This is a genomic window from Methanolobus sp. ZRKC4 (assembly GCF_045291305.1).
Lineage (GTDB): Archaea > Halobacteriota > Methanosarcinia > Methanosarcinales > Methanosarcinaceae > Methanolobus.
Window position 1 is genome coordinate 1,227,744 of the sequence record NZ_CP146983.1, and the last position, 26,470, is coordinate 1,254,213.

The following is a 26,470-nucleotide window of genomic DNA, read 5'->3' on the forward strand; positions in this document are numbered from 1 at the left end:
TCTAGCATTTTATGTCATGGGGTGAAGATAAATGGTGTCACTTGATGAAGCTGTGATCGCAAGGCTCAAGAAAGGGAAGAACCAGTTCGAGGTTCTTGTAGATCCGGACGGAGCGTTTGCGTTGAAGAGAGGCGAAGATGTCAAAATGGAAGATATACTCGCTGTTGAATCCGTATTCTCTGATGCTCATCAAGGGGACCATGCAGCTGAGTCCGATATTGAGAATACCTTTAGCACTTCTGATGTACTGGAGGTAGCTGAGCAGATACTTATGCATGGTGAGTTACAGCTGACCAAAGAACAAAGAAAGCGTATTTTGGAAGAGAAAACTAGGCAAGTCATTACTTTTATTGCGCAGAATGCTATTAATCCTCAGACAAAGACACCTCACCCACGGGCTAGAATCGAGAAGGCTATGGAGGAGGCAAAGGTCCACATAGATCTTTTCAAGGGCGTGGATGAGCAGGTAAATATCGTCATGAAGGCCATCCGTCCTATCATTCCTATCAGGTTTGAGGAGGTCGATGTAGCGGTAAAGATACCTGCGGAGTATGCTGCCAAATCCTATGGAGATGTTTCTAAGTTTGCAACTCTCCTGAAGAATGAGTGGCAAAACGATGGATCCTGGGTTGCTGTTGTGAGGATGCCGGCAGGTCTTCAGAACGATTTCTATGGTCTGGTAAATCACCTGACTAAAGGAGATGCTGAATCTAAATTATTATGAGGATGGATAATGGAGCGAGAAATTGTACTTCCGGGCCAGCTTTTGTCTGAGAACAAGGCAGAATCGGGACCTGGTACTTATGTGAAGGATGGAAAAGTCTATTCTCTTTTATACGGGATCAAGAATGCAAGAAATAAGCTATCTGTGATTCCGTTCTCAGGAAAATACATTCCTTCAAGCAAGGATTTTGTAATCGGTACTGTGATCGAGGTAACTCCTTCAAACTGGATATTTGACATAGGCTCTCCTTACGATGGCCTGCTGCATGTCTCGGAGTACCCTAAAAGAGTGGAGTCTGACAAGATGCCAGGAATTATGGGCGCTGGTGACTCTGCACTTCTGCGTGTAAAAGACGTAAATCCGTCTATGAAAGTGGAACTGAGCATGAGAGAACGTGGTCTGGGGGCTCTTGATACGGGCCGGGTTATTGAAATAACTCCTGCAAAGGTTCCCCGGGTCATAGGACATGGCGGTTCGATGGTCTCAATGCTTAAAAAGGAAACCAACTGTGAGATTTTTGTAGGTCAGAACGGAAGGATATGGATAAAGGGAAAAGACGCTGATATGGATCGTCTTACCGAAGCTATAGACATGATAATGCAACAGTCACATACTTCCGGTTTGACGGAGAGAATTTCTAGTTTCTTGAAAAATGAAGATGATGTTGTTTCTGAGAAGGATGAAACTGTTTTGGAAGATGATCTCGTTGTGGATACGGAAGATGAATGCGAGATTAGGGAAGAAACCTGCAGAAAAGTTGATGCACTGCTGGATGATGATGATGATAATTAACCCAGATGTGTCTCTTTTTTATCAACAGGGAAAATGTGCAAACATTGGAGAATTAGTATGAATGATAAACCTGAAAAATTCATTGATGAGAATGGTTTACGCCTCGATGGCAGGCAAATTAATGAAATAAGACCGATGACGATTAAGATAGGAGTGCTTTCCCGTGCGGATGGCTCCTGTTATCTGGAATGGGGAAACAATAAGATATTGGCGGCGGTTTACGGTCCCAGAGAACTTCATCCAAGAAGACTGCAGAAAGCTGATTCCGCTCTGATAAGGTATAGATATAATATGGCAGCTTTTTCCGTTGAGGACCGCATACGTCCCGGTCCCAGCAGAAGGAGTATCGAGATATCAAAAGTAAGTCGTGAGGCATTCGAACCTGTTGTAATGACACAGCTTTATCCGAGTGCAGTGATCGATGTCTTTGCAGAGGTACTTCAGGCAGATGCTGGTACAAGGACTGCTGCTATCAATGCAGCTTCAATTGCCCTTGCAGATGCCGGAATTCCTATGAAAGGTCTTGTGGCTGCCTGTGCAGCCGGAAAAGTCGACGGGAAACTGGTACTTGATCTGAACAAGCCTGAAGACAATTATGGTCAGGCAGATCTTCCGATAGCGATGACCGAGGATGGAGAGATCACACTTCTTCAGATGGATGGAGATCTTACTCAGGAAGAGTTTAAGCAAGCTGTTGAAATGTGTAAGGAAGGTTGCCGTCAGATCCTTGCGATGCAGCAGGAGACTCTCAGGAACAAATTTACCAAACTGGAAGAAGTGGAAACCTCTGAAGATGAGGAAGATGTCGATGTTTCCGCTCTTGTTGAATCTGCATTGGTGTCTTCAGAAGAAGATGAAACGTCTGAGGATGCTGAGGGCATAGAAGAAGGCGAAATGGAAGATGATGTAGAAGATGCTGAAACAGAGGATGAAGTTGAATCTGTGGAAGAGCAAGAGGATTCTTTCCAGGACGTAGATGAAGAGGATATTCCTGAAGACAATGATGAGGATGTCCCCGAAGATGATGAAGAGACTGTCTGAGGGATGTGGTAATCATGAGCAATGAAGTGATGTCTGTACTGAAAAGAGATTATATTTATAACCTTATGCTCAAGGGAAACCGTGCTGATGGTCGTTCCTTTGATGAGATAAGGGATATTGAAGTAAAAACAAATGTCATCGATAAAGCTGAAGGATCTGCATGGGTAAAGATTGGAGAAACAGAGGTTCTTGCAGGTGTGAAACTTCAGGCAGGAGCTCCGTTCCCTGATTCTCCTGGTGAGGGAGTCATTATCACCAGTCTTGAGCTGAATCCCATAGCTTCTCCGGACTTTGAGGCAGGTCCGCCAAGAGAGAATGCTATTGAAATGGCCCGTGTTACCGACCGTGGTGTCCGTGAGTCAGGCGCAATTGATTTAAGTAAGTTGTGTATTACGGAGGGAGAAGAAGTATGGATAGTATTCATCGATATCCATGTTCTCAATAATTCCGGAAACATTCAGGACGCTTCTTCCTTGGGCGCTATCGCAGCCTTACTTACCACAACCATTCCTATGGAACGTGCAGGAAAAGGTGAGGATATGGCTATGCCTATCAAGGATATGCCCTTGTCAGTTACAGTTATAAATATCGGTGGCTCGCTGATGGTTGATCCGGGACTTGATGAAGAAACTGTATGTGATACCAAAATCACTATTGTTTCAAATCAGGATGGTTCGATCTCAGGAATGCAAAAGAGCGGTGACGGAGCATTGACGGAAGAACAGTTGTTGAAGGCTGTTTCTTTGGCATGCCAGAAAGCATCAGAACTGAGGGAAGCTCATCTGCTGAATATCTAAACAGAAAGATTCAATATCACATTTATTTCACACCATTTCAAGGAGATTAGATTCATGGGTAAAAAATATACAAGAAAAGGACGCGTATCCAGATCAGCAGGCCGGTTTGGTGTACGATATGGTAGAAGAGACCGTAAGCTGGTAGCGGATCTGGAAGAAAAAATGCGTATGCCCCATGTATGCGCAAAATGTGCCCGTCCTACAGTAAGCAGAGTCTGTACAGGTATCTGGAGATGCAGCAAGTGTGACTATACATTTGCAGGCGGAACCTATCTTCCACAGACCAGTGTGGGTAAGACAGTTGCACGTTCCGTCAGGAAAGCCACTGAAAAGATAGAGTAAGGTGAGCATGGATTACAAATGCACAAGATGCAAAAGAAATGTTGAGATCGACTACGAGTACACAGGTATTCGCTGCCCTTACTGTGGGCACAGGATACTTGTGAAAGAGCGTCCGACATCCATCAAACGCATCAAAGCAATGTAAGAAGTAGATGCAAATAACTTCTTCTCGCAAACCATCAGCCGGCACGCGTACTCTATGTAAGCTGCTGGCATCTTTTCTTAACTGTGATTATTTTAATCGCGGAAAGATGGGCATGGGTGAGGTTCTAGCCCTTTCTCATGACACTCCTCTCATCATAGTAGGCGAATATCACGGCAACCCGGGTAGTATGGTTTTTTATGATCATGAGGGTTACTGTGTATTGTCACTTCATATTTCGATGTTATCTGCGGTTTTTTCATATCCTCGAAAGTCCGGTGTAACTCCTTCAATAGGGGGAGATGGCGAGCTTGTATCAGTTGTATCTGACATTCTCTGTCCTGATTGCCCAAAAGGTTCTTCGGTCTCATTATCGCTGGATATTTCCGGGGATAAAATGGATTTCAAGGAACAGGAAAAAGTGTTGTTCAGTCTGAGGATAAAAAGTCATAAAATATATAATGGTGATGAAGATTGCTCTTAATCACCAATTCTGTATTTGAAACGCCTGCAGCTCCTTCTATTTATCGTTCCCTGAAACCTGAACTTGAGACAATGATAACTGACAGGTCTTCTGTTGATATGCTCTTTGAAGGTACCTCTCTTTATCTTACCGTTAGATCTGATGACCTTGTTTCCATGCGCTCAACTCTTAACACATGGCTACGCCTAATTCAGGTTGCATCCGAGACAGCATCCTGTCTGGTATGATTAGATTTTGCTAATAGGGCCTTCATTTTTCGCTTTCTATTTTGCATCTGTATCATCTCTTTACATCGTTGTTTATTGCTTCTGTGTACATAGAAACATTAAAATCACTTTAAGTTTATTGGTATGCCAGGTGAAACCAAATGAGTACACAAATACCCCCGCAGATACAGAACCAACTGGCACAATTGCAGCAAGTACAGCAGCAGGCACAGTCACTTGCAATGCAGAAAGCTCAGATGGAATCCTTGCAGAAGGAATCCGAAGTGGCTCTCGAAGAGCTTGAGAAGCTCCCTGAGGATGCAGTGATATACAGAACTGTCGGTGAGTTGCAGGTCAAGGCCAATAAAGAGGAAACTGTTGGCAAGATGAAGGAAAAGGTAGAAACGCTTTCCCTGAGACTTCAATCTATCTCCAGACAGGAAGAGCGTATCTCCAAGCGTTTTACACAACTTCAGGAACAAATTGAACAGGCAATGGGGAATCAGGCAGAATAAAGCCTTTTTCCTTACTGCTAACATTACTCGGATTATCTTCCTTTCTGATAATCAGAGGTTTCCATGCAAGTTGAAGAACTGGAGTTTTACAATAGACTTCTGGATTATTCAAATATTCTTTACTTGTGTCATCGTAATGCAGATCCAGATGCTGTGAGCAGTGCTTTTGCACTGTCCGAGGCACTAGGCGGAACTATCGGACTAGTGGACGGTTGTAACCGCGTTGCCTCGCTTCTTATTGATAAGCTTAATATAAATGTGGAGGATAATCCCGATCCGTCACAATATGATATCACACTGGTAGTTGACACATCTACCAGTTCACAATTGAACGATATTAAATTGAGTAAGTATTGCGTTATCGATCATCATGCGACTACCGCACTTATCGATAATGCGGAATTCTACCTTCATCGCCATGCTACATCCACTGCAGAGATGGTGTTCGATATTCTCCGTATAATGGGTGCTCCCATAATGCGCAGAACAGCACTTGGTCTTCTCACAGGTATTATAACAGACACCGGCCATTTCAAACATGCAACGTCAGATACCTTCAGGGCTGTATCGGATATTATAGAAGCAAGTGGAGTGGAATATGCTGAAGTTCTGGAAATGATGGCTTCAACCCCTCAGGATATATCCATGCGTATAGCCATGTTAAAGTGTGCTACAAGGGCCAATATCGAGCGTATTGATGACTGGCTGCTAGTTGATTCTCACGTAAATTCATTCGGAGGTGCAGCATCCTCTATGTTCCTGAATATAGGAGCTGATGTCGCTTTGATAGGCACATCACGTGACAGGAATGTAAGGGTCAGTGGAAGGGCAAAGCGTGATGCCGTGAATTCCGGCGTGAACCTTGGAAAGATAATGGAGGATATAAGCTCCAATTATCAGGGTACCGGAGGAGGTCATGCAGGTGCTGCCGGAATTGATGTAGTAGCGGATATAGATGTTATAATTGAGGAATGCAGAAACAGGATTCGTAGTGTTCTCCAGGGAAAACCGAATCCTTCTATCTGTGAGGTCTTACAGGAAGAATCGGAATAAACCGAAAAGAGGTGAAAAAATGATAGAGTACTGGAACCCGTTGATTGAACGTATGCCGGTTGAAGAGCTGGAAAAAATACAGGAGAAGAAGTTGAAACACCTGGTGGACTATGTTTACCAGCATTCGGATTTCTACAAGAAGCGCTTCGATGATGCAGGTGTAAGTCCCGGGGACATTAAAACACTTGACGATCTGAAAAAATTACCATTCACATATAAGAGTGACCTCAGGGATACCTATCCCACCGGGATGTTCTGCGTTCCTAACGAACAGCTTGTACGTTTCCATGTCTCATCCGGGACAACAGGGAAACCAACAGTTGTGGGCTATACCAGGAACGATATCGACGGATGGACTACTTCACTTGCAAGGGCTATGACCTCTATAGGTGTCGGAAGAGGTGACATTATACAGGTGGGCTATGGATATGGTCTGTTTACAGGTGGACTCGGGGCCCATTATGGTGCGGAAGAAATTGGTGCGACCGTGCTTCCTACAAGTTCAGGTAACACTGAAAGGCAGATTGAATTAATTCAGGATCTCAACTCAACAGTAATCGCCTGTACTCCTTCATATTTCCTTTTCATGAACGAGGTTGCAAACAAGGCAAATGTTGACATAGAAAAGGATACTGGCCTGCGTGTGGGCATTTTCGGTGCGGAGCCCTGGTCCGAGGAGATGAGGACAAGAATCGAGCAGGCAACCGGAATAAAAGCCTATGATATATATGGCACTTCAGAACTCAGTGGCCCCCTTTTTACGGAATGCCAGTATCAGGATGGTATTCACATCTGGGCTGACCAGTTTCTTATTGAGGTAATTGACCCTGAGACCGGAGAACAATTGAAGGAAGGTGAAAGGGGTGAACTTGTAATTACCACACTGTTCAAGGAAGCTCTTCCTCTTATAAGATACAGGATCGGTGACATTACCGTTATCAACAAAGAGCCATGCAAATGTGGAAGGACTCATCCACGTATCATGCGTGTCCTTGGTCGTGCTGATGATATGCTCATAGTTCGCGGTATCAATGTCTTCCCCGGTCAGATCGAATCTGTGCTCATGAATATTCCTGAAGTCGGCGAGCATTTCATGATAGTTGTGGACAGGGTGAACGAACTTGATACTATGAAAGTCCAGATTGAGATGACGGATGAAGCCTTCAGCGATAAGGTAAATGACATTATTACTCTGGAGAAGAAAGTCTCATCTGCCCTTAAAGGTGTCCTGAACATCGCAGTTAAAGTGGAACTGGTAGAAAGCGGAACTATTCCTCGTTCCATGGGTAAGGCTAAGAAAGTAATAGATAACAGGAAGCTATAATATTACATAGGATATAATTTTATTATCAGGTGGTTTCATGGAAGACAAGATTATCAAACAGATATCCCTTTTCGCTGAGAACAAGCCCGGAAGGCTTGCTAATATCGCCAGCAATTTCCAGAAGGAAGATATTAATATTAGGGCCTTTACCATAGCTGAAGCCGGTGATTTCGGTATTATAAGGATGGTTGTGGATAGGCCGGACTTTGCACATACTGTGCTGCATGATGCGGGTTTCACAGTATCTGAAACAAGTGTCCTGGGTATTGAGATGGAAGATGTACCCGGGGGTTTGGGCAAGATAGCAGATGTCCTGGGCGAGAAGGATATTAACATAGATTATGCCTATGCTTTTGTCACAAAGACGGAAAAAGCACTGCTGATCCTCAGGGTCAATAACATCGAGGGAGCTATCAAGATTCTTCATGGTGCAGGTGTCAAGCTTATAGATATGGCTGATATTCAGGAGATATGATTTCCTGAATATTGTCCTTTATTTTATTCTTTTTACTATCCGTAACAGGTCTGCAAAATTATTACTTATTTTAAATTTTAAACCAGGTTCTGTCCATATATTTATCTCTAAATTTTTTAGTGATGCTTATAAGTTCCAACCACCAATATTTTATAGTATCTGCTGTCATTCCCCTTGAAATGAGTGATACTATCAATGCAAATGGGGTTAATAAACCGAAATCCAAACTTGGCGGTTCCCATAGCACCATAATTGGTGGTCGAAGTGGTAAGAAGATAGTATCTATGTTGAGTCAGCATTCTGAGATCAAAAAGATAATACCTTCGGTGATTACTGTAAAAGGAAAAGGTAATTCAGGGGGTATGCTGACCGCCCGCGTACAAAGGCCTGATGAACGGGGTAATCTGAGGCTGCTTCTTTCTCGTGGAACTTCCTTTCAGGAACTACGCTTAGTAACTACTGTTGGTAGTTTTACAGAAGGGGAGCGTATCATGGAAGAACTCAATTTATTGCTAATTGATGATTAAAGGTGTATATTATGTTCGTTGGAATTGATCACGGTACGACTGCAATGCGCTTTGCTGCATTTTTCCCAGAGTCTGGAAAAGTGCTCAAACTGGAAATTCCAAGAACTGAAGCAGCTGATATGACCGAGTCCCAGCTGGTGTCATCAATCGAAAAAGCTTTCGATATCATTAGTCTTGATATATCTCTTATGGCTGTGACATATTCCATGGGCGATGGTATTACAGATATTGAGGACATACGAAGTGTCAATAACAGGGGTGTTAAAAGTATCGAGGGAGCTGGAAAGAAAACAGGCGGTGGAAGTCGTGTTTTTGATTCAATCGCATCATTTGGGATTCCAGCAGTTGTTATACCTGGTATTCATGATGGGAGTAATACGGATTCCCGGCTGAATATTTTCTCTCATTCTACCAGTCCGGAGAAAGTAGGGATTGCTTACCATGCATTTTCTCTTGGTTTTAATGATTTCGTTCTTTCTGATATAAGTTCCAATACTGTAACAGTAGGCGTTGCAGCTGGCAAACTTATTGGCGCCATAGATGCCTGTATATTTGCACCTGGATTGCAGCATGGTCCGCTTGATGTGCAAGCCCTGAGAGATGTAGATGCCGGAAAGATGAGTGCGAATGAAGCATTTGTGCATTCTGGTGTTCTTAAGAACACTCCTTTCTCAGACAGGCATGATCTCATTAAGGCAGCTGAAAACAAGGACTCAAAGGCAATTCACGCACTGGATAGTATAGCTCTCTTTGCTGCCATGGAAATTACGGGTATGCAAATTCTGCTGAAGGATTACGATTCAACAGGTGAGATTATTATAGAGGGCTCTGTTGGTGAGATTCCTTATGTTGTAGAAAAGATCGAAAAACATCTTGGTGTAAGGGCTCATGTACTTGACAGGTGGAGCGCTGCTATTGGATGTGCTGAGATTGCACAGGCCATTCACTCGGGTTCACGGGATATTCTCGGATTGAATGTTAACTTCTCGAAGTAATTGTTTGGCATTTCAAATTTGAAATTATAAATATGAAACGATATATTTCAAACATCAAATTTATTGCAGCACTATGTCCTTAAGGTTCAATACAGTGTGCATTTACCTTCGATATAGATCACAGAAACTCCTTTCACTTTCAGTCTTTCCCGTATCATATCCTTAATTATGTTCTGGGTTTTGACCGAACCTTCTGAAATGATACTATTATCAATATCAAAAATAATCGTGTCCGGTGCAAGAGCTTTCACAACATTATGCAGGTCAGGTGTCTCCTGTCCGCCTGTCATTGCAGCGATCTCATTCTGGAGTATTATAACGAGGATATCAAAAGCACCGTCTACTGCATTTATGAGTCCCACAATTCCTGAGTGTGCGAGTCCAAAATCTCCGATGACTGCTATTCCCTTTCCTGGAAAACCGCATGCTGTGGAAATTGCACCACCAAGTGCAAACCCGGTATTAACTGCATTGAGTGGGTCAGGTGCTGTGCGTATGGAACATCCCATATCTCCTGCGATTGGCTCTATATCATGCAGTACGTTGTAGAGTGGCATGAATGGGCAATCGCTGCAGATAGGTCTTGACCCTCTGCTAACAATGGTCTGGATTTCTGTGTACTTTGTGACCTCATCCATGTCTATGTTCTCAAGGGCAAATTCCACATGTTCTTTTTGAATCATACCTACAGGAAGATGTCCGCTTTTTTTTCCAAGAACATTGTTACAGGTACAAATATATGATTCTATGACAGCTTCGCTTTCTTCCACAACAAGTATACGTTCGTGTTTGTCAATGAATTGTTTCATAATGTTTTTGGGAAATGGTGAGACAAGCCCAATGGCCAGGTGCGAATAACCTGAATATACCAGTTGTGTAGATAGCATGTCATCCACTACTGTTGAAGGATAACCTGAAGATATTATCCCGACTTTCTCCCCATTTATTGAAATGCGATTGAAGCATGAATTCTCAGCTTCACGAATCAGAATGGGCTCTGATTCAATATGGAACCGTTGGTGCTTTCCATGCATGGTGAGTTTCCATATATCCCGGTCAAGCTTCTTTTCTGCGACATCAGCTTCTTTATTGCTTAGTGTTCTGCTGATATTTTCCTCTCTTTTTTCCAGCCTGTCAGTAATCCTCATAATAACCGGAACCTTCGCTTCTTCTGAGAGTTCAAAAGCCCGGTGCAATGAATCGTAAGCATCTTTTGGTGTTGCCGGGTCAAAAACAGCGGTTTCTGAGAGTGCTCCGTAGAATCTGGAATCCTGCTCATTTTGTGAAGCTTTTGCTCCGGGGTCGTCTCCGACAAGTATGACAAGTCCTGCACCGATGGTATGCATCATCGCTGTCATTAGCGGGTCTGAAAGCAGGTTCATACCCACATGTTTGACCAATACCATGGACCTTCTTCCGGTGACAGATGTGCCCAATGATGCTTCCATGGCTGCTTTTTCGTTAGTGAACCAGTGGATGTCGTAATCGTTGGAATCTTTTTCCTTAAAAAAGTAGTCTGCAACTGCAGTCATGGGATATCCGGCAACAGCAGTAATGAACCTTACATTGCTGTCAATAGCTGCAAGGTAAATAGCTTCAAGGCCGGTTATATCCTTATTATCTGTCATATCTTTGTTATTCTAATTGTGCAGTCCGCTTAACTGAATCATCAGGCCTTGCGAACCATGCCAGCGATGCAAGTGCACCTATAACTCCATTGCCATCCATCCATACCTCGACACCGTGTTCCTCTGCATACTGCATTGCATAATCTTTCGTAAGCTCACCAGAGCGACATTCTTTGCTGTATCCGTAGACATCTTTTGCTTCAAAGTCCGAAAGAACAACCATTCCTGTCTCCTTTGATACACTGTATTTAAGAAGCGCTGCTCTGATGCTTTCCAGCAGTTCTTTTTTTGCTTCTTTGTCCACGCACCCGAACTCAAGTACTGTGGAAACACAGTTCTGTGTTTTAGCTGCCACCGGATAGAGTTGTACCAGGGTATGGGATAAGTAAACAGATTCCAGGCAATCGAGTTCTTTTGCGATATTGTGTGTGAGGGACCATGTAGCTCCCTTTTCCTTTGTATCGGTATCATCTATTCCGATCAGTATCCTTTCTCTTCTGGGGACTACGATTGTACCCTTTGCAGCACGTCCTCCTCCGGACTCGGTGCACTCGTAACGCAGTACACCTTCGGCAAAGGCACGGCATTTGGTTGCACCGACTCCTCCGCCACCAAGCCCTGCATAGGTTATGTGAACTTCATCATCGCAAACCAGAACTGACTCAATGCCTGCGGCTGATCTGGAGGGTTTTAGGTCAAGAGCCGATGTCCCGGTTTTCACATGATAGCGTATCATGTTCCCGATTGACCTTGTATTAAGAATAAGTGGTGAATGTGAATAATGGAACTTAGACCAGGCTGCACCGCCGTAGCAATTCGTATGTTCGATAATCTCCGCATATTCATTGTTTTTATCACATACTGCATATATTCCCCTATAAGGAATGGTGTATGGATCTTTAAGTTCAATCTCTTTCATTCGTGTGGCTAATTGCCGGTTTACACCTTAAATGTTTTGTTTGCAACAGTGGGGGACTTGCTTCAAAAGCCTACTTTTTGACCTTATACATGCATTGATATCTTCAGAATATTGACGAGTTCTTTGGGTAATATCGCTCATGCAGGATTATTATGTTGAAAAGCTTCATTTATGGATTGATGAAGGATGACAGAAAAGAACCCTTGTGTTCCCTGGAAGGAAATTGAAGGAATGAGTGTAAGTTGATCCATGTCTATTTTGGTGTTGATCTGGAAGAGGTCTGGAACACTATTACAAAGGATATTCCTGATTTGAAGATGGCTGTGCAGAATATTTTGAATAATGCTATCTAACAAACCCTTCGTCCTTAAGACTCACATACCCACCATCTCCTATAACGACATGATCCAGTACATCTATGCCCAGTAATTTCCCACCCTCTACTAATTTCTCTGTCACTGTAATGTCTTCTATGCTCGGTGTGGGATCTCCTGAAGGATGATTATGTGAGAGTATGACAGAGGCACATGACTCCATGAGTGCTGCTTTGAATACTTCTCTGGGATGCACGATATTCGCATTCAGGGTGCCGATTGAGATTACTTCATCCCGAATTACCTGATTCTTTGTATCAAGAAACAATGCCACAAGTTTTTCTTTTTTCTGCTCTCTCATTTTCGGGTAGAGCAATGAGTACACGTCTGCAGGATTTCTGATCTTACGCTTTGGTTTATCCGTGAACCCTTCCAGTTTGCGGGCAAGCTCGAAGACTGCTGCTATCTGTGCAGCCTTTGCGGCACCGATACCATGAATCTGCATCAGTTGTTTTATGTTTGCCTGGCTCAATTGCTTAAGACTGTACTCAGAGAAAATACGGCTGCACATGTTGATCACATTCTCTTTCCGCGATCCTGTACGCAATATGATGGCCAGAAGTTCCGCATTTGAAAGTGCTTCCGGTCCGAATTTAAGCAATCTTTCCCTGGGACGCTCATCTTCGGGCATTGCACGGATACATATTTTATATTCACTCATTGCAATTGGTACAAATCATCAGAATATAAATTATTCGTAATTGTTCTATTATAAATTTCGTTGAATCTAAAAAATGATTTCTATGATTTGTACTGCCTTCTATTCGCGTTGTGTACTTATATGATGAATTCTCATAAACTTATTTTATGAAAGTTATTTGTGTTGCAGGCTACAAGAAAACCGGTAAGACGACGTTGGTCACTCGTCTTGTAGAAGCACTTTCTGAAAAAGGATCGGTGGGTACTGTCAAGATGATGTTCCATCACCGCTTCAATCCTGAATATACTGACACGGGAAAACATTTCGAAGCAGGAGCTGCTGGTGTTGTTGCAATAACCGAAAATGAGCTTGTAACCATCAAGCGGAACCCTACTCTTGAGGAAGCACTTGATTCCCTGGCTGATATGGGTATGGACTTTGCCATCGTGGAAGGTGCAAAGAACAGTGAGCTTCCCAAAATATTCCTTGGTGACGTCGAAGGTTCTGATGACGTATCCAATATTCTTGTTCAGTTGCCTGTAAGGTCGGATTGGGCTATCGATGCACTTGTGCAAGTCATTCTTGACCAGGCAGAATGGTTAACTCTTGATTCTCTTATCAATAAGGTCCGGTCAAATGCTGATATACGTTTATCAGGTGGGATTGCAACATTTACGGGAATTGTAAGGCGTGTAAATGATGATTTGGAAACGACTGCCATTGATTTTGAAAAGTACGAAGGTGTTGCTGACAGAGCTATAGAAAAGATATGCTATGATCTGAAGGAAAAGGATGCCATCATAGACGTCCTTATGCATCACAGGACGGGTCTGATCAAAGCGGGTGAGGACATAGTCTACATAGTTGTTGCTGCAGGTCACAGGAAAGAGCTTTTCAAGACCCTGATAGATTCTCTTGAAAGATTAAAGGAAGAAGTGCCTATATGGAAAAAAGAATTCACAATAGATGGTGATTTCTGGGTTCATGATAAATGATAAAATCGAAGAATAAATTTTCATAGCTGCAGTTGCTTACCGGTTCTTCAATCCCATCTGGCGATCGATCTCTTCGGCAATCTCTTCGAGCTCATTGAACATGCGCTCGGAGTCTTTTCTCATTTCCTGGACTGCGGCCTTGAGACTTCCTCCCCGCAAGCAGAGTTTTCTCCTTTCCCTGTAAAGCAGTCCTGAGTTGATGAGATTGCGTACATGGTGATTGACTCTTGAAGGGTTAATTTCCAGGCTTTCTGCTATCTTTTCTGATGACACTTTCTCTTCATTATCGGAAATCTGTTCCAGCAGGTCAATAACGATCTTTGTAGCAAGGTTTTCAGTATCTCTTCCAGATGACAATCCAAAACTATTGCACAGCCAGTGGATATCCTGGTCCAGTTTTTTTTCCCGCGGTTTTTCCAGTTTGATAAGCACGATTTGTTGAGGCATAGGATTTATTTATTGCACTGGATGTATATAATATTTCCTGCAATGTATAGATATGATTTCGACAAAATTGATAAAAAAGCTACATTTCAGACAACATTTATATATGTGTTCTGCACTATTATTACTAAATTAAATAGAATTATTTCGGTTATTTGCAACGTGTCAACAGTATTTTAAACAAACATTCTAAATTAAAATAACGGGGTAATGGGGATATCGATCCCGGGGAGATTATAACATGGATCTTAACAGTTTCACACAAAAAGCCCAGGAGGCAATCCAGGGCTCTACGACTATTGCTGCAAGATACAGGAATCAGCAGATTGACTGTGAACATCTTTTCCTTGCATTGCTCGAGCAGAATGGGGGTCTTGTAACTACATTATTGCATAATATGGAAGTTCCGGTGGACCGCCTGAAACAGAAGGTTGAAGCTCAGCTCGCAAACCTTCCGCAGGTCTCAGGGCCGGGCGGTGAACAGGTCTACATGACACAGACAATGAGGCGTGTCCTGGATGCTGCCGTGCAGGAAGCCGGAAAGATGAAAGATGAGTATGTGAGCGTTGAGCATCTCCTTCTTGCAATGATTGGGGAAAAGGACAGCCAATGTGGCAAGATCCTTGCAAGTGAAGGTGTTACACGTGACAGAATTCTTGATGGAATCAAACAGATTAGGGGCAACAGAAGAGTTACCTCGGAAAATCCTGAAGAAACTATGGAACCACTCAAGAAGTACGGTATTGATTTCACAGAACTTGCTTCCCAGGGAAAACTTGATCCTGTGATAGGCAGGGATCAGGAGATCAGGCATTCAGTGGAGATACTGTCACGCCGCAGAAAGAACAACCCTGTGCTCATAGGTGAGGCCGGTGTGGGTAAAACTGCTATTGTTGAGGGGCTTGCCCAGCGTGTGGCAAAAAGGGATGTCCCAGAGGCCATGAAAGACAAAAGGATTATTGCTCTGGATATGGGTGCACTGGTTGCTGGTGCCAAGTTCCGCGGTGAGTTCGAGGAACGGCTGAAGGCTGTCCTGAAAGAAGTTGCAGATTCAGAGGGTCAGATAATTCTGTTCATTGATGAAATTCATACTATTGTTGGTGCAGGTGCAACAGAAGGTGCTATGGATGCAGGGAACCTGCTAAAGCCCATGCTTGCCCGTGGCGAACTGCACTGTATAGGTGCTACTACTGTTGACGAGTACCGCAAGTATATCGAGAAAGATGCAGCTCTTGAACGTCGTTTCCTCCCGGTGCTTGTGGAAGAGCCAACTGTTGAGGATACCATATCCATACTGCGTGGACTGAAGGAGAAATATGAGGTACACCATGGTGTCCGTCTGAAGGACTCAGCTCTTGTGGCAGCTGCTGTTATGAGTGATCGCTATATAAGTGACAGGTTCCTTCCTGACAAGGCCATTGACCTTGTGGATGAGGCAGCAGCGAAGAAAAGAACTGCTATTGACAGTAAACCTGCGGAACTTGATGAAGCCGATCGTAAGATCATGCAACTAGAGATTGAACGTGAAGCCCTGAAAAAAGAAAAGGACGAAGCTTCCAAGGAAAGGCTCGAAATGCTGGAAAAGGAGCTTGCGGATATCAGGGCTGAATCCGATGCCCTCAGGGCCAGATGGAATACTGAGAAGGAGACTATCTCAAAGCTCGGTTCCCTCAAGCAACAGATTGAGGAGACCAAAGTGCAGCTGGACCTTGCCGAAAATGATAACAATCTCGAACTTGCTTCAAAGCTCAAATATGGTACTCTTATACCTCTCCAACGTGAATATGCAGAGGAGGAAGAGCGACTCAAGGATGTTCAGGCTGATATGCTCCTCAATGAAGAAGTAGGCGAGGAAGATGTTGCAGAGGTAGTAAGTGAATGGACTCATATCCCGGTAACAAGGCTTATGGAAGGCCAGCGTGAAAAGCTGGTGCATTTTGCTGAGAATCTTCACGAGTACATAATCGGCCAGGATGAGGCCGTCGAGGCTGTGGCGGATGCAGTCATACGTAACTATGCAGGCATAAAGGACCCCCGTAAACCTATTGGTAGTTTCATCTTCCTGGGTCCGACCGGTGTCGGTAAGACTGAGCTTGTCAAGGCACTTGCAGCTGAGCTTTTTGACAGCGAGGATAACATGGTGCGCATTGACATGTCCGAGTACATGGAAAAGCATACCGTAGCCCGTATGATAGGTGCTCCTCCGGGTTATATTGGCCATGAGGAGGGAGGCCAGCTTACAGAAGCGGTAAGAAGAAGACCTTACTCTGTTGTACTGTTTGATGAGATTGAAAAGGCCCATCCTGATGTCTTTAATATCATGCTTCAGATACTGGATGACGGAAGACTGACAGACTCCAAGGGTCGTACTGTTGACTTTAAGAACACCCTTATTATCATGACCTCCAACATCTTTGCAGGTGACCTGACAGAGATGCTGAGGACCAGTGAAGACGAAAAGGACGTAGATTATGCAACTCTTCAGATGCGTGCAATGACTGAACTTGGCAAGTATTTCAGGCCGGAATTCCTTAACCGTATTGATGAGGTCGTTATTTTCCATGCACTCAAGCCCGATGAGCTGTCACAGATAGTCGAACTGAAAGTAAAGGATCTTGAGGTAAGACTGAAGGAGAAGCGTATCCATCTTGTGATTACCGACGCAGCAAAGACTTATCTGGGTAAGGCAGGCTACAGTGAAACCTTCGGTGCAAGACCTCTTAACAGGGTTATTCAGCATGAAGTGGAAACTAAGATCGCCAAGCTCATTGTTGCGGGTAAAGTACCGGAAGGTTCAACAGTGCATGTTGACAGCAATGGGGCAGAACTGTTTTTTGATGTCAGTTCAGCAGAATAAAAAAACCAAAATTTAAAAATATGGGGACAGGTTGCTTTATGAGCAACCGGTCTTCTCTACTTTGTTTACATTATTAAAATCCAAGTGCCATTCTTATCAGGACTATAAGACCAACTAATAAGTTAAGGACTACAAGTCCTCCAATGACCATACCACCCATTTTCAGATATTTTGTATCAAAGTCCAGTATTAAAAGGGCATTTTTCACAGAATCCATTGTATCATTGGCTTTTTCAACGGTTCCTTTTGCTTCTACAAGGGTTGTGTTGAAGTTGTCAAGTAAAAGGTCGATACGTGGCTGTTCCTCAGTTCTTACATTTTCCAGGACTCCATGCAGTTCATCCAGTGTCTTTGGAATTAATCCCGGTTCCTCAACCCATCGGTTTGACAGAAGCTCGTATTTCTTTTCCATTTTCAGGGACTGCCTGAAATAGAATGCCTTCTGAGCTTTCATCAGATCATAGTTTCTCTGGTAGCCATCAAATTTGGTACTGAGAGCTGCTGAGATCTTTGCACCATGTGGTTGCATTGCAGACATTGCATGCCCGGGTGACTTGCTAACTGCAGTTGCCATCCTTGCCATGTTTATTGCGGAAACGTTCGTGGCATCTGCTTTAATGTCTGTTGGACTAGCTGCACTATCTTCACTTGTTGCAGCAGTTGATCTGGTGGCAGGCTGGGAGCTTGCGAGGTTTCGTACAGTCCTGCCAGTTATACTTGAATCTGCAGTTCTGACTGGATCCCTTATGTTGACGTTATCTGCTAATCTTTCCTCTGCAGCGACATTACCTAGTCCTGCATTCACATTGATATCTTTTTCATCAATAATATCTGCAATATTTATGTCGATATCATGTGTGATGGCTGCATCCATTACCTCATCAAGAACATTGCTGGCGTATATGTTCTCTTTTGGAACTTTAATGGCTCCTGCAGCTATCTCAAACTTGTTTTGAGGATGGGTCTTTATTATATCGCCTAATTGTGCTGTAACTGTGTCCTTTCGTGAGATTAGCCCTTTATAGTAGAGTTTGTCCGTCTGGATCATTTCCAGTTGATATTTTATTGAAGGGCTGAGCTCTGTAATTGAAACAGGTACTTTTTTCTTTGTGATAAAAAGTTTCTTTACTTCCTGAAGTACCTCTTCACTCACGTCGAGATTATCGTCAAGTGATGCGAGTATATCCTCCACCATTGGCTGTTCAATGGTGTTGAACCGCTCAAGAACTTCCTTTGCATTATAAATGCCAGTGGTGAGTACGCCAGGTTCCTGATAATATATATCATGTATTTCCTTATTCACAGATGCAAGCTTTGCCAGTAGCATGAAAGTTTCCATGATATCGTCAAAGCTGGAAACAAGGTCCCATAGATTAAAATCGAAAACACCTTTTTCGTTTATGCCTTTTTCTTTGAGTTTGTTCTCAAGCTTTGTCTTTTCCTGTTTAAGGGAATTGAGCCTTGCTTTTTCTTCATCCCACAGATCAGCTTCACTTCTTGGGGTCAGTCTTTTTATGGTCAGAAGTTCTTCTGCTTCCTCCAATGTTGATTCGAGCTGTTCTCCCACAGCCTGCATGGTCGAACCAATCACTGCCAGTGCTATTCCTACTTCTTCAGCAGCATTTCCTGCTGATTCTGCTGCATTTCCTGCCTGATAGATGGCTTTTCCAACTGTATATAAGCCACCTGTGGCAACACCAAGTACAATGTCATTCCATGCCATATTTTTACTTCCTGTCTCAGTTCTATAATAAATTCAAAAATGAAGCTTCCCGTTTATCTGTAATACCATGGGGAATTGCACATCTGCGAATATCCTGTGCCTCATTGCTGCTCATTTAATGGACTTAACTAATTTTATGGATGGCTTGTAATATATACTTTCTCTATATATTAAATAAGATTTGTTAAGATTATACTTATTGCATTATATCTTGGTGACAGTTTTTCAAAGATTCAAATCAATTTTCTGTCCTTTGGCCCACAATTCCTCAAATTTAGCTTTCAATTTGCCTGCATATTCCTTATCGTACACTTTCAGTTCTCCAAACATCTTTTTTGGCTGAGCGGGATCAGGAATGGGTATGTGGGTGATATACTCGTCAATGAGGATGAAATCGTAGTCGCAGTCAAGAACCCTTACTTCCATGTTCTTTTTTATCATGGCTCTAAGCATTGTGTCCTGTATGTGGTCAAGTTTTTCTTTAAGGCCTGTCATAAAAAACTCTTGAGGTATGATCGTTTTGATCTTCACATCCTTTTCTACTGCCTTTATGAATTCATCAATAATCATGGGGACCAGCGAATTATGGTCAATGCATTTTTTCTGCATCATCATCTTTGCAATCCTTCCAGGTTTCACATGCAATATTTCTTTTTCAGTTTCATCGAGCATATTTTTTAGGTTCTTGATGATGTCCTCTTCACCTATCAGGGTAGACCAGAACTGTATTTCTGTGTGGTCCGGCTGTGCAATATCTGAGAATCTGGTTTCCAGCTCTGCAACCTTCAATTTGAACTTTTCAAGCTCGTGTTTTGTTTCCTCTTCTTTTTTATTATACAGATTGTTAAGTGCAACCTTGGGTTTTACAGCCCTGTATTTTCTGGGTCGTGATTTCTGGGATTCAACCAGGCCCATGTTGTTGAGGTTTGAAAGTACTTCGTATATTTTTCCTACAGGTATCCCTGATATGCGTGAGAGTTCCTGTGCACCTATAATTCCTTCTTTAATCAGTGTAGCATAGGCAGATGATTCATATTTTGTAAGTCCCAGGTCTTTTAGTAGTCTCTCATTATCCATGTTTTCACTTTTTGATTGTTTTTTTGCGGGTGAAATGCTTATTAATCTGTAAGCTAAAACAACTATAAAGATGTTTTCTTGTGATGAATTGATTTATGGGTATTTTAAAGGGACATCTTTTTATCCATTCACATTATCGTCTAACTTGACTATACATAGTCGCCAATCTGCAAATAATGTCTTATGAGTGTTTTACAATGGAATCAAATTCGCAAAATTCAAAAAGACCAACATCTTCCGTTGAACTATTAAGATCTCATATTGATGAGATGTCCATCCGGGATCTTGATGATGATTGGATTAAGGAAAATACAGTTGACCTTGGGTCACTGATGGAGGATAAGGATCATGGCATTGGTTTTAAGTATGGTATCGGAATGGGTAAAAGGAGTTAGTCATACTTCTTCATGTAGTTTTTAATGTAACTCCGTATGTGTTTTTTTAAGAGTGAAACCCTTATATCGAGGTTTTGTATATACAGCATTCGTTAGGTTTGATTGCATAATCGATTATTTTATTTTGTTACCCGACACTTTTATTTCTACTTCTGAAGTGAGCTGGTTGGCTTATCTTGAATTATAATTGTCAGGTTAGACAATAATAAATTAAATCTGTCGATATATAGAAAGACTTATTAACTAAAAGTGATGTACTTCATATTGTGTGCCATCAACAACACGCTTGTCGTGTAGTTTAGTACCACCCTATCCAACCCCCAAACGAGGCATCCTTTTGAGGATGTCTCAAACCTATTTACTCTGCATTTGAACGCAGGTTGATTGATGGTGCATTCATTTTATTTATTTCAGATTTTTTACCTGCTAATTTCTTTTAACTATTAATCAGTTTATTACGGGGTAAAACCTTTATATATGGCATGAATCTATTATGGCTATTATTAAAACAACTATGGTAGAGTTTTTTTATTATCATAATTAATCGTAAGGAGTGTTTATCATTAAAAACATCTTTGAAAAACTGGGTATCTTCATTGAAAGCAATACTATACCTATCCTGCTGATCACGTTTCTTTTTGTGATTATTTCATTTCAGGGTGCCCAGTATATAGGGATGGCATCAGGAACTGATACTTTTGTAGACAAGAACTCACAGTTATACCAGGATTTTGATCATCTTTATCAGAATCTCTTTGGTACCGAATCCATTGTAATAATGGTAGAAGGCACTGATGTAACAGGTCCTGAGCTTCTCAAAGCAATGGACAGGGCATATGAGTCCGCAGTCAATATTCCAGGAGTAATTCAAGTCAATTCTCCATCATCTATAATCAAAGATGTTAATTATGAGATGACGGGGAAAAGCAAAATCCCGGATGATGCTGAAGTGATCGATGAAATTATCAGTTCATCGGTTCCTACCTATTTTGTTCCAGATGAAACTCATGCTACCATGTCTGTAGTCGTTGAAGCAACCACATCAGACGATAAGAAAGCGGAGATACTCAAGGAAACACGGACATCTATAGAAATGGCTGATTTCCCGGGAGATTATAATGTTATTGTGACTGGTGATCCTGCTTTCATGACTGAAATGAATGAAGCAATGAATACCAGTATGGGTACGTTGCTCATGCTATCCGTTCTTCTCATGATAGTTGTGCTATATCTTGTCTTCAAACATGTAAGGTGGAGACTTCTTCCGCTTCCAATAGTCATACTTGGTATCATTTTCACTTTTGGAGCTATGGGCTATCTTGATATCCCCATGACAATGGTTTCAATGTCCGCTTTTCCGGTACTTATCGGGCTTGGTATTGATTATGCTATTCAGTTCCATAATCGGATTGAAGAAGAACTTGAGCATGGTAGCAGTGATGAAGAAGCAGTAATAAACACCGTTAAACATACCGGTCCTGCAGTTTTGATCGCATTGATAATAACTGCCCTTGGTTTCTTTTCATTGTTTACATCAACTGTTCCAATGATACAGGATTTCGGAAAACTTTTGATGATCGGTATCGCGATGTGTTTCTTATCCTCATTGTTTGTGGGAGTTACAGTACTATATGGCTTCCATAAACTTTCAGAGAAAAATATACTCTCAAAACTCGGACTGAAAAAGTCATCTGCTGAGAATAAAGTATCTTCAATGGAAGCATCTGAACATGAGCCTGACTTCCTGGAAAAGGCACTTAAGGGCATATCTGGCTTTTCAATGAAGCATTCGGTACTGGTTATAGCGATTGCAGGTTCCCTTTGTCTTGGCGGACTTGCCGTAGATACCATGGTTCCCATTCAGACCGATACACAAACCTTTGTACCCCAGGATCTTCCTGCATTGATTGATCTGACGCACATGAGCGATATTCTGGGTGGGGTGGACCAGTTAAACCTGATCATAAAAACAGATGACAATACCGATCCGGAGTTGCTTGAATGGATGGATGAGTTCTCGCAGCATGAAGTGGAAGGAAGGAGCAATATTTATGGTTCAAGTAGTATTGTTGACTTGATCAAGTCCCAGAACGGTGGAGAAATTCCTGATAGCTCGGCTGAAGTTGCCATGTTGTATGAGCAGATGCCTGATATCCAGAAAGAAAGTTATCTTCATGGAAATTCTATACTTCTGTTTAATCTGGAGATTGGCAATGCAATGGATGAGCTTGGACTCGTGGGTATCGGAGAACTTACTGATGTAGTAGAAGATGATATCCTTTGGATGGCTCCTCCTCCCGGAACAGAAGTAACCATAACCGGAAATTCGGTTGTCTTTGTCGAGGTTATAGGTGCTCTTACGTCCGGCAGAACAATGATGACATTACTGGGAATCGTATTGGTGTTTGGAGGTCTGCTTGTAATATACCGTGATCTCTTGAAGGCCTTAACTCCGGTGATTACCATGATAATGGTAGTTGGCTGGTCTGGTGGTCTAATGTATTATACTGGTCTGGAATATACTCCTATGACCGCGACCCTTGGTGCACTCATTCTTGGAGTAGGTTCAGAATATGCTATCCTTATGATGGAACGTTATTTTGAGGAAAAGAAAAAGGGTGCAAGCCCTGAGCAGGCAATGGAGGAAGCGAGTGTTAAGATCGGGAAAGCCATTGTCACATCCGGTGCAACCACTGTATTTGGTTTTTCAGCGCTGATCGCATCACCATTTAGTATTACCAGTAATTTTGGCCTGATAACAGTTATAGACGTATTCCTGGCGCTGTTGGCTACGTTTGTGATCTTCCCTCCTGTAATTGTCACACTTGACAAGTTCAGGGAAAAAAGAAGAGCACATGCAGCAGGTTACGAATTCAAACAAATTGATACACATGAATCAAACACCATTCCGGAGGGTATAACCACATGAATGGCAGATACAAAAAAGTTGACAAATTAAAATTGTATATTATCCCCTTAGTGCTATGTATCCTTCTTGCAGCTACCTTTGTGCTGATGCCTTCGGTATCCGCGAAGGAATACATAGCTCCAACCTATGAATATACGAATAATTACTACAAGGTTTACGGGGAGCCTGAGATATATGCCTCCGTTATCGGAGACACTGAATTCGAACGTGGTGAGACTGCTCAGATAAGAGTCATGCTATCCAACAAGGGTGTATTGTATGGTTTCAAATCCGCCACAGTTGTCGAAACTTCAGGAAATGCTCACCAGTTATCTCTTACGGAGTTACAGTACGAGATACAGAGGACAACAGCATACGGAATAAAAGCAAGTCTTCTTTCTTCCACTGATCTGATTGAGATAGATGCTGCTACAGATAGCCAGACAATGGAGGAATTGCGTCCCGGTAAATTATCAAAAGATCCTTTCATCTTCACGGTAACGATATCAGATAATGCTCCTGCGGGAATGTATTTGCTGGAAATGCCACTGAATTACGAATATGTGCAAGATGTAAGAATGACAGGCGGTGAATCTGTCATACTTGGAATGCCGGATTTGGATCATGCAAATTATTATGAAACAGTTGAGCAAACGATTCAGATTCCTGTTGTTATAATGCCTGAAGCAAAATTTGAAGTTAGCAGTGTTTCAGGAAATATTACAGCAGGCAATACTGACACTCTCAATATTACTTATACCAACATCGGTGAACTTCCTGCAGAAGATGCAGTTGCAAGATTGATTGTAATGGACCCACTGAGTACTGACCGTTCAACACAGTCACTTGGTACAGTGCAGCCGGGTGAAAGCAGCACCGTATCATTTGATATCACTTCTGATTTCCAGGCTGTTGAGAAGAATTATGGTATTGACAGTGAGATCAAGTATACTGATGAAGATGGTGAAGATGCGTTTTCAGATAATATGAAAATAAATGTAGATCTGAAGCAACCTGAAAGAAAGCTCAATATAACGGGTCTTGCACTTGTGGGACTTGTGGTTATGGGAATAGTACTGATTATCAAAAACAGAAGAAAAAATGGATCAAATAATTCTAATGACTGATCTGAGGGATCTTATGAAAGTTATCAACATTAAAAGAATCGTTACAGCATCATTACTAATGATGGTGCTCATGTCACTGCCTGTGCAGGCTGAAATGACAACAGTGAATCTGGAACTTCCGGAGTACTTCAATTTCGATGACAATTACTACACTGTCTTTGGAGGTCCGGATGTGTCCGCAACTCTGATAGGTGATAATGAGTTCTCACGTGGTGATGAAGTTACTCTTAATATCAACCTGATGAACAAAGGCGTTATAACGGGTTTTGAGTCAGATGATGAAGCTGATGATTCCTCTGATCTTGAACAGAAGATCCAGCAGACTGAGATGGGTTATGAATCCCAGAGGACAACAGCTATTGGTATTGTTGCAATCCTTGTATCAGAAGGCCCTGATGTCAGGGTAAAGTCAGGTCCGCAGGAAGCAGGTACTTTAGTATCCGGTGAACAAACCGAGGATCCTGTCATGTTTAACATCGAGGTTTCAAAGAATGCTCCGGCTGGAGAATATCCTCTCAGTCTGCAATTGTATTATGGATATCAGGAAAATGTCCAGATAGATGGTGACAATGAGACTGATCTCGGTATCACTAACATGGAAGTTGGACTTTGGTATGCTGTTGGCCAGCAGATGCAGAACATCTCGGTCATTGTAGAGGATGAAGCTGATTTTGAAGTCGTTAACGTGACTGGTGAGCTCGAAGCTGGCTCAGAGGGACTTCTGCGTGTTGTTTACAAGAATACAGGTGAAGAAGCTGTGAAAGATGCCACTGTCAGGATAAGTGCTGCTGATCCGTTCAGCACAACCGATGACCAGTCATTCCTTGGTTCAATTGCACCAGGTGAGACTGCAGAGGCTGTATTCAAACTGAAGGTGGACGAAACAGCAGTATCAAAGAACTATGCCATCAATAGTGAGATCAAATACGAGGATACCGATGGACACAGCCAGATATCAGACACTGTTAAGATCCAGACTGAAACTCTTCCTGCAGGTTCTTCAGGATCAGGTATGGGTAAGTATATCGGAATTGTAGTGGTCCTGTTGATTCTTGGAGCTGTCTTTGTAGGTGTTAAAAAATACATGGGTAAGAAAGAAGGAGACAAGTGATCTCCTTTTCTTTATTTTTTTTCCTTTACAATTAATGAGGGTGATATCATCACAATGCTTTTAACATCTCTCCAGAATCTCGGTTTTACATCATATGAGGCAAAGGTCTTTGTGGCTCTTGTGAAAAACGAAAGTGCAACAGTATCAGCTTTGCATCTGGATTCCGGTGTTCCCAATTCTGCTATATATGGTGCCCTCAAAAAGCTGGAAAAAAGAGGTATCATTGAATTCCAGAATACAAAACCAATGCGTTACAGATGTATTCCTCCTAAGGATGCCATTGCGAAACTGAAACGCGATTATAAGGATGAATGTGATGGTGTTCTCGATGAATTGAACAATATGTATGGTAAATCTTCTTGCGATAATGCGGAAGAACTTATCTGGACTATCAATGGTATCAGGAATGTTACAGATAAGGTTATACAGATGCTCGAAAGTGCAGAAAAAGATGTCCTGATACTGAGTTCTTCAACACCTTTCCTGAGCCTTGTAGAAAAGTATGTGTCCCTCAAAAAAGATTACACTACGATCATTGGTATTTTTAACAAAAAGACTGCTGATGAGGGTGTTAGTATCCGGATTATTAGTTCATGTGATGACGAGGCAAGAAAGATCCATCACCTAGTTCCTTTTGCATCTATCAGGGTAGATTCTATGAAAAATAATCCATTGGAGCTCAAAAGTTTTGTTGTCGTTGTAGATAATTCTGAAATGCTTGTGGATACCATAAAGGAAGATGATGGTGAAGCTGATCTGACTGCTGTATGGACTAACGGGGAAGAATTCTCTTCCACAATTTCAAATCTTCTGAATGCTAAATGGGAAACATCTAAAGAATACAGTCCTTTGTGA

Annotated in this window: 28 protein-coding genes; 22 read left to right on the top strand and 6 right to left on the bottom strand. The window is 42.3% G+C overall.

Annotation, left to right across the window (positions count from 1 at the left end):
• Positions 1-31: 31 nt before the first annotated feature.
• The 14 genes from V7O67_RS06460 (at position 32) to V7O67_RS06525 (ending at position 9,417) form a co-directional block, all read left to right on the top strand.
• On the top strand, positions 32-724 hold the full coding sequence (locus tag V7O67_RS06460) for a ribosome assembly factor SBDS (RefSeq protein WP_406671284.1): 693 nt from the start codon (positions 32-34) through the stop codon (positions 722-724).
• A 9-nt stretch (positions 725-733) separates the two neighbouring features.
• Positions 734-1,516: an exosome complex RNA-binding protein Rrp4 gene (gene rrp4 / locus V7O67_RS06465; RefSeq protein ID WP_406671285.1), complete on the top strand. Its 783-nt coding sequence runs from the start codon at positions 734-736 to the stop codon at positions 1,514-1,516.
• Positions 1,517-1,573: 57 nt separating this feature from the next.
• Positions 1,574-2,557: an exosome complex exonuclease Rrp41 gene (rrp41, locus tag V7O67_RS06470; RefSeq protein WP_406671287.1), complete on the top strand. Its 984-nt coding sequence runs from the start codon at positions 1,574-1,576 to the stop codon at positions 2,555-2,557.
• A 14-nt stretch (positions 2,558-2,571) separates the two neighbouring features.
• Positions 2,572-3,354, top strand: a complete 783-nt coding sequence (rrp42, locus tag V7O67_RS06475; protein ID WP_406671288.1) for an exosome complex protein Rrp42 — start codon at positions 2,572-2,574, stop codon at positions 3,352-3,354.
• Positions 3,355-3,408: 54 nt separating this feature from the next.
• Positions 3,409-3,696 carry a 50S ribosomal protein L37ae gene (locus tag V7O67_RS06480; protein ID WP_406656855.1) on the top strand — a complete coding sequence of 96 codons (288 nt, stop codon included), beginning with the start codon at positions 3,409-3,411 and terminating at the stop codon, positions 3,694-3,696.
• A 7-nt stretch (positions 3,697-3,703) separates the two neighbouring features.
• The gene (locus V7O67_RS06485; RefSeq protein WP_406656856.1) at positions 3,704-3,841 is read left to right on the top strand and encodes a DNA-directed RNA polymerase subunit P; all 138 of its coding nucleotides are present in this window, start codon (positions 3,704-3,706) and stop codon (positions 3,839-3,841) included.
• A 7-nt stretch (positions 3,842-3,848) separates the two neighbouring features.
• Positions 3,849-4,322 (top strand): hypothetical protein, encoded by a 474-nt coding sequence (locus V7O67_RS06490; protein WP_406671290.1) that lies wholly within the window; start codon positions 3,849-3,851, stop codon positions 4,320-4,322.
• Positions 4,313-4,549, top strand: coding sequence for a KEOPS complex subunit Pcc1 (locus V7O67_RS06495; RefSeq protein ID WP_342305664.1), 237 nt, complete (start codon positions 4,313-4,315; stop codon positions 4,547-4,549). Before V7O67_RS06490 ends, V7O67_RS06495 begins: the two co-directional genes overlap by 10 nt.
• Before the next feature lie 140 nt (positions 4,550-4,689).
• Positions 4,690-5,043 carry a prefoldin subunit beta gene (locus tag V7O67_RS06500; protein ID WP_406656859.1) on the top strand — a complete coding sequence of 118 codons (354 nt, stop codon included), beginning with the start codon at positions 4,690-4,692 and terminating at the stop codon, positions 5,041-5,043.
• Positions 5,044-5,106: 63 nt separating this feature from the next.
• Positions 5,107-6,096 (top strand): DHH family phosphoesterase, encoded by a 990-nt coding sequence (locus tag V7O67_RS06505; RefSeq protein WP_406656860.1) that lies wholly within the window; start codon positions 5,107-5,109, stop codon positions 6,094-6,096.
• Positions 6,097-6,115: 19 nt separating this feature from the next.
• Positions 6,116-7,420, top strand: a complete 1,305-nt coding sequence (locus V7O67_RS06510; RefSeq protein WP_406656861.1) for a phenylacetate--CoA ligase family protein — start codon at positions 6,116-6,118, stop codon at positions 7,418-7,420.
• Between the two features lie 37 nt (positions 7,421-7,457).
• On the top strand, positions 7,458-7,895 hold the full coding sequence (locus V7O67_RS06515) for an ACT domain-containing protein (protein ID WP_406671292.1): 438 nt from the start codon (positions 7,458-7,460) through the stop codon (positions 7,893-7,895).
• Between the two features lie 179 nt (positions 7,896-8,074).
• Positions 8,075-8,422 (top strand): DUF2103 domain-containing protein, encoded by a 348-nt coding sequence (locus V7O67_RS06520; RefSeq protein WP_342305659.1) that lies wholly within the window; start codon positions 8,075-8,077, stop codon positions 8,420-8,422.
• A gap of 11 nt (positions 8,423-8,433) precedes the next feature.
• Positions 8,434-9,417 carry a methanogenesis marker 12 protein gene (locus V7O67_RS06525; RefSeq protein WP_342305658.1) on the top strand — a complete coding sequence of 328 codons (984 nt, stop codon included), beginning with the start codon at positions 8,434-8,436 and terminating at the stop codon, positions 9,415-9,417.
• A gap of 86 nt (positions 9,418-9,503) precedes the next feature.
• Here the strand turns inward: V7O67_RS06525 and V7O67_RS06530 are convergent, their stop codons facing one another.
• Together V7O67_RS06530 and mmp11 are read right to left on the bottom strand one after the other, a co-directional pair.
• Positions 9,504-11,045, bottom strand: coding sequence for a thiamine pyrophosphate-dependent enzyme (locus V7O67_RS06530; RefSeq protein WP_342305656.1), 1,542 nt, complete (start codon positions 11,043-11,045; stop codon positions 9,504-9,506).
• A 7-nt stretch (positions 11,046-11,052) separates the two neighbouring features.
• Positions 11,053-11,964, bottom strand: coding sequence for a methanogenesis marker protein 11 (gene mmp11, locus V7O67_RS06535; protein WP_406671294.1), 912 nt, complete (start codon positions 11,962-11,964; stop codon positions 11,053-11,055).
• 242 nt (positions 11,965-12,206) lie between these two features.
• Between mmp11 and V7O67_RS06540 the strand changes: the two genes are divergently transcribed.
• Positions 12,207-12,317: a HepT-like ribonuclease domain-containing protein gene (locus tag V7O67_RS06540; protein ID WP_342305653.1), complete on the top strand. Its 111-nt coding sequence runs from the start codon at positions 12,207-12,209 to the stop codon at positions 12,315-12,317.
• Here the strand turns inward: V7O67_RS06540 and radC are convergent.
• Entirely contained in the window at positions 12,310-12,999 is a 690-nt protein-coding gene (gene radC / locus V7O67_RS06545) for a DNA repair protein RadC (RefSeq protein ID WP_406671295.1), read from the bottom strand. The genes V7O67_RS06540 and radC overlap by 8 nt on opposite strands.
• Before the next feature lie 146 nt (positions 13,000-13,145).
• Between radC and V7O67_RS06550 the strand changes: the two genes are divergently transcribed.
• Complete coding sequence (locus V7O67_RS06550) at positions 13,146-13,973, top strand: molybdopterin synthase (RefSeq protein WP_406671297.1); 828 nt, start codon at positions 13,146-13,148, stop codon at positions 13,971-13,973.
• Positions 13,974-14,009: 36 nt separating this feature from the next.
• Here the strand turns inward: V7O67_RS06550 and V7O67_RS06555 are convergent, their stop codons facing one another.
• Positions 14,010-14,420 carry a winged helix-turn-helix transcriptional regulator gene (locus V7O67_RS06555; protein ID WP_406671298.1) on the bottom strand — a complete coding sequence of 137 codons (411 nt, stop codon included), beginning with the start codon at positions 14,418-14,420 and terminating at the stop codon, positions 14,010-14,012.
• A gap of 238 nt (positions 14,421-14,658) precedes the next feature.
• Between V7O67_RS06555 and clpB the strand changes: the two genes are divergently transcribed.
• Entirely contained in the window at positions 14,659-17,274 is a 2,616-nt protein-coding gene (gene clpB, locus V7O67_RS06560) for an ATP-dependent chaperone ClpB (RefSeq protein ID WP_406671300.1), read from the top strand.
• A gap of 73 nt (positions 17,275-17,347) precedes the next feature.
• Here clpB and V7O67_RS06565 read toward each other — a convergent pair whose 3' ends face one another.
• Both V7O67_RS06565 and V7O67_RS06570 read right to left on the bottom strand, forming a co-directional pair.
• Positions 17,348-18,997 (bottom strand): hypothetical protein, encoded by a 1,650-nt coding sequence (locus V7O67_RS06565; protein WP_342305646.1) that lies wholly within the window; start codon positions 18,995-18,997, stop codon positions 17,348-17,350.
• A gap of 225 nt (positions 18,998-19,222) precedes the next feature.
• Positions 19,223-20,074, bottom strand: a complete 852-nt coding sequence (locus V7O67_RS06570) for a TrmB family transcriptional regulator (protein WP_406671302.1) — start codon at positions 20,072-20,074, stop codon at positions 19,223-19,225.
• A 197-nt stretch (positions 20,075-20,271) separates the two neighbouring features.
• Between V7O67_RS06570 and V7O67_RS06575 the strand changes: the two genes are divergently transcribed.
• The 5 genes from V7O67_RS06575 (at position 20,272) to V7O67_RS06595 (ending at position 26,470) form a co-directional block, all read left to right on the top strand.
• A complete protein-coding gene (locus V7O67_RS06575; protein WP_342305644.1) occupies positions 20,272-20,469 on the top strand; it encodes a hypothetical protein in 198 nt (65 codons plus the stop codon).
• Positions 20,470-21,145: 676 nt separating this feature from the next.
• Entirely contained in the window at positions 21,146-23,398 is a 2,253-nt protein-coding gene (locus V7O67_RS06580; RefSeq protein WP_406671430.1) for a hydrophobe/amphiphile efflux-3 (HAE3) family transporter, read from the top strand.
• A 50-nt stretch (positions 23,399-23,448) separates the two neighbouring features.
• Positions 23,449-24,504, top strand: coding sequence for a COG1361 S-layer family protein (locus V7O67_RS06585; RefSeq protein WP_406671303.1), 1,056 nt, complete (start codon positions 23,449-23,451; stop codon positions 24,502-24,504).
• Positions 24,497-25,615 carry a COG1361 S-layer family protein gene (locus tag V7O67_RS06590; RefSeq protein ID WP_406671305.1) on the top strand — a complete coding sequence of 373 codons (1,119 nt, stop codon included), beginning with the start codon at positions 24,497-24,499 and terminating at the stop codon, positions 25,613-25,615. The genes V7O67_RS06585 and V7O67_RS06590 overlap by 8 nt, the downstream gene beginning before the upstream one ends.
• Before the next feature lie 54 nt (positions 25,616-25,669).
• Entirely contained in the window at positions 25,670-26,470 is an 801-nt protein-coding gene (locus tag V7O67_RS06595; RefSeq protein WP_342305639.1) for a helix-turn-helix domain-containing protein, read from the top strand.

Bases quoted from the DNA above. Each gene is read 5' to 3' on its own strand.
- rrp42 (WP_406671288.1), top strand. From the start codon at position 2,572: ATGAGCAATGAAGTGATGTCTGTACTGAAAAGAGATTATATTTATAAC.
- V7O67_RS06590 (WP_406671305.1), top strand. From the start codon at position 24,497: ATGACTGATCTGAGGGATCTTATGAAAGTTATCAACATTAAAAGAATC.
- V7O67_RS06555 (WP_406671298.1), bottom strand. From the start codon at position 14,420: ATGCCTCAACAAATCGTGCTTATCAAACTGGAAAAACCGCGGGAAAAA.
- mmp11 (WP_406671294.1), bottom strand. From the start codon at position 11,964: ATGAAAGAGATTGAACTTAAAGATCCATACACCATTCCTTATAGGGGA.
- V7O67_RS06520 (WP_342305659.1), top strand. From the start codon at position 8,075: ATGAGTGATACTATCAATGCAAATGGGGTTAATAAACCGAAATCCAAA.
- V7O67_RS06525 (WP_342305658.1), top strand. From the start codon at position 8,434: ATGTTCGTTGGAATTGATCACGGTACGACTGCAATGCGCTTTGCTGCA.
- clpB (WP_406671300.1), top strand. From the start codon at position 14,659: ATGGATCTTAACAGTTTCACACAAAAAGCCCAGGAGGCAATCCAGGGC.
- V7O67_RS06550 (WP_406671297.1), top strand. From the start codon at position 13,146: ATGAAAGTTATTTGTGTTGCAGGCTACAAGAAAACCGGTAAGACGACG.
- V7O67_RS06480 (WP_406656855.1), top strand. From the start codon at position 3,409: ATGGGTAAAAAATATACAAGAAAAGGACGCGTATCCAGATCAGCAGGC.
- V7O67_RS06505 (WP_406656860.1), top strand. From the start codon at position 5,107: ATGCAAGTTGAAGAACTGGAGTTTTACAATAGACTTCTGGATTATTCA.
- V7O67_RS06510 (WP_406656861.1), top strand. From the start codon at position 6,116: ATGATAGAGTACTGGAACCCGTTGATTGAACGTATGCCGGTTGAAGAG.
- V7O67_RS06565 (WP_342305646.1), bottom strand. From the start codon at position 18,997: ATGGCATGGAATGACATTGTACTTGGTGTTGCCACAGGTGGCTTATAT.
- rrp41 (WP_406671287.1), top strand. From the start codon at position 1,574: ATGAATGATAAACCTGAAAAATTCATTGATGAGAATGGTTTACGCCTC.
- V7O67_RS06595 (WP_342305639.1), top strand. From the start codon at position 25,670: ATGCTTTTAACATCTCTCCAGAATCTCGGTTTTACATCATATGAGGCA.
- V7O67_RS06570 (WP_406671302.1), bottom strand. From the start codon at position 20,074: ATGGATAATGAGAGACTACTAAAAGACCTGGGACTTACAAAATATGAA.
- rrp4 (WP_406671285.1), top strand. From the start codon at position 734: ATGGAGCGAGAAATTGTACTTCCGGGCCAGCTTTTGTCTGAGAACAAG.
- V7O67_RS06515 (WP_406671292.1), top strand. From the start codon at position 7,458: ATGGAAGACAAGATTATCAAACAGATATCCCTTTTCGCTGAGAACAAG.
- V7O67_RS06485 (WP_406656856.1), top strand. From the start codon at position 3,704: ATGGATTACAAATGCACAAGATGCAAAAGAAATGTTGAGATCGACTAC.
- V7O67_RS06575 (WP_342305644.1), top strand. From the start codon at position 20,272: ATGGAATCAAATTCGCAAAATTCAAAAAGACCAACATCTTCCGTTGAA.
- V7O67_RS06460 (WP_406671284.1), top strand. From the start codon at position 32: ATGGTGTCACTTGATGAAGCTGTGATCGCAAGGCTCAAGAAAGGGAAG.
- V7O67_RS06530 (WP_342305656.1), bottom strand. From the start codon at position 11,045: ATGACAGATAATAAGGATATAACCGGCCTTGAAGCTATTTACCTTGCA.
- radC (WP_406671295.1), bottom strand. From the start codon at position 12,999: ATGAGTGAATATAAAATATGTATCCGTGCAATGCCCGAAGATGAGCGT.
- V7O67_RS06580 (WP_406671430.1), top strand. From the start codon at position 21,146: ATGGCATCAGGAACTGATACTTTTGTAGACAAGAACTCACAGTTATAC.
- V7O67_RS06500 (WP_406656859.1), top strand. From the start codon at position 4,690: ATGAGTACACAAATACCCCCGCAGATACAGAACCAACTGGCACAATTG.
- V7O67_RS06490 (WP_406671290.1), top strand. From the start codon at position 3,849: ATGCAAATAACTTCTTCTCGCAAACCATCAGCCGGCACGCGTACTCTA.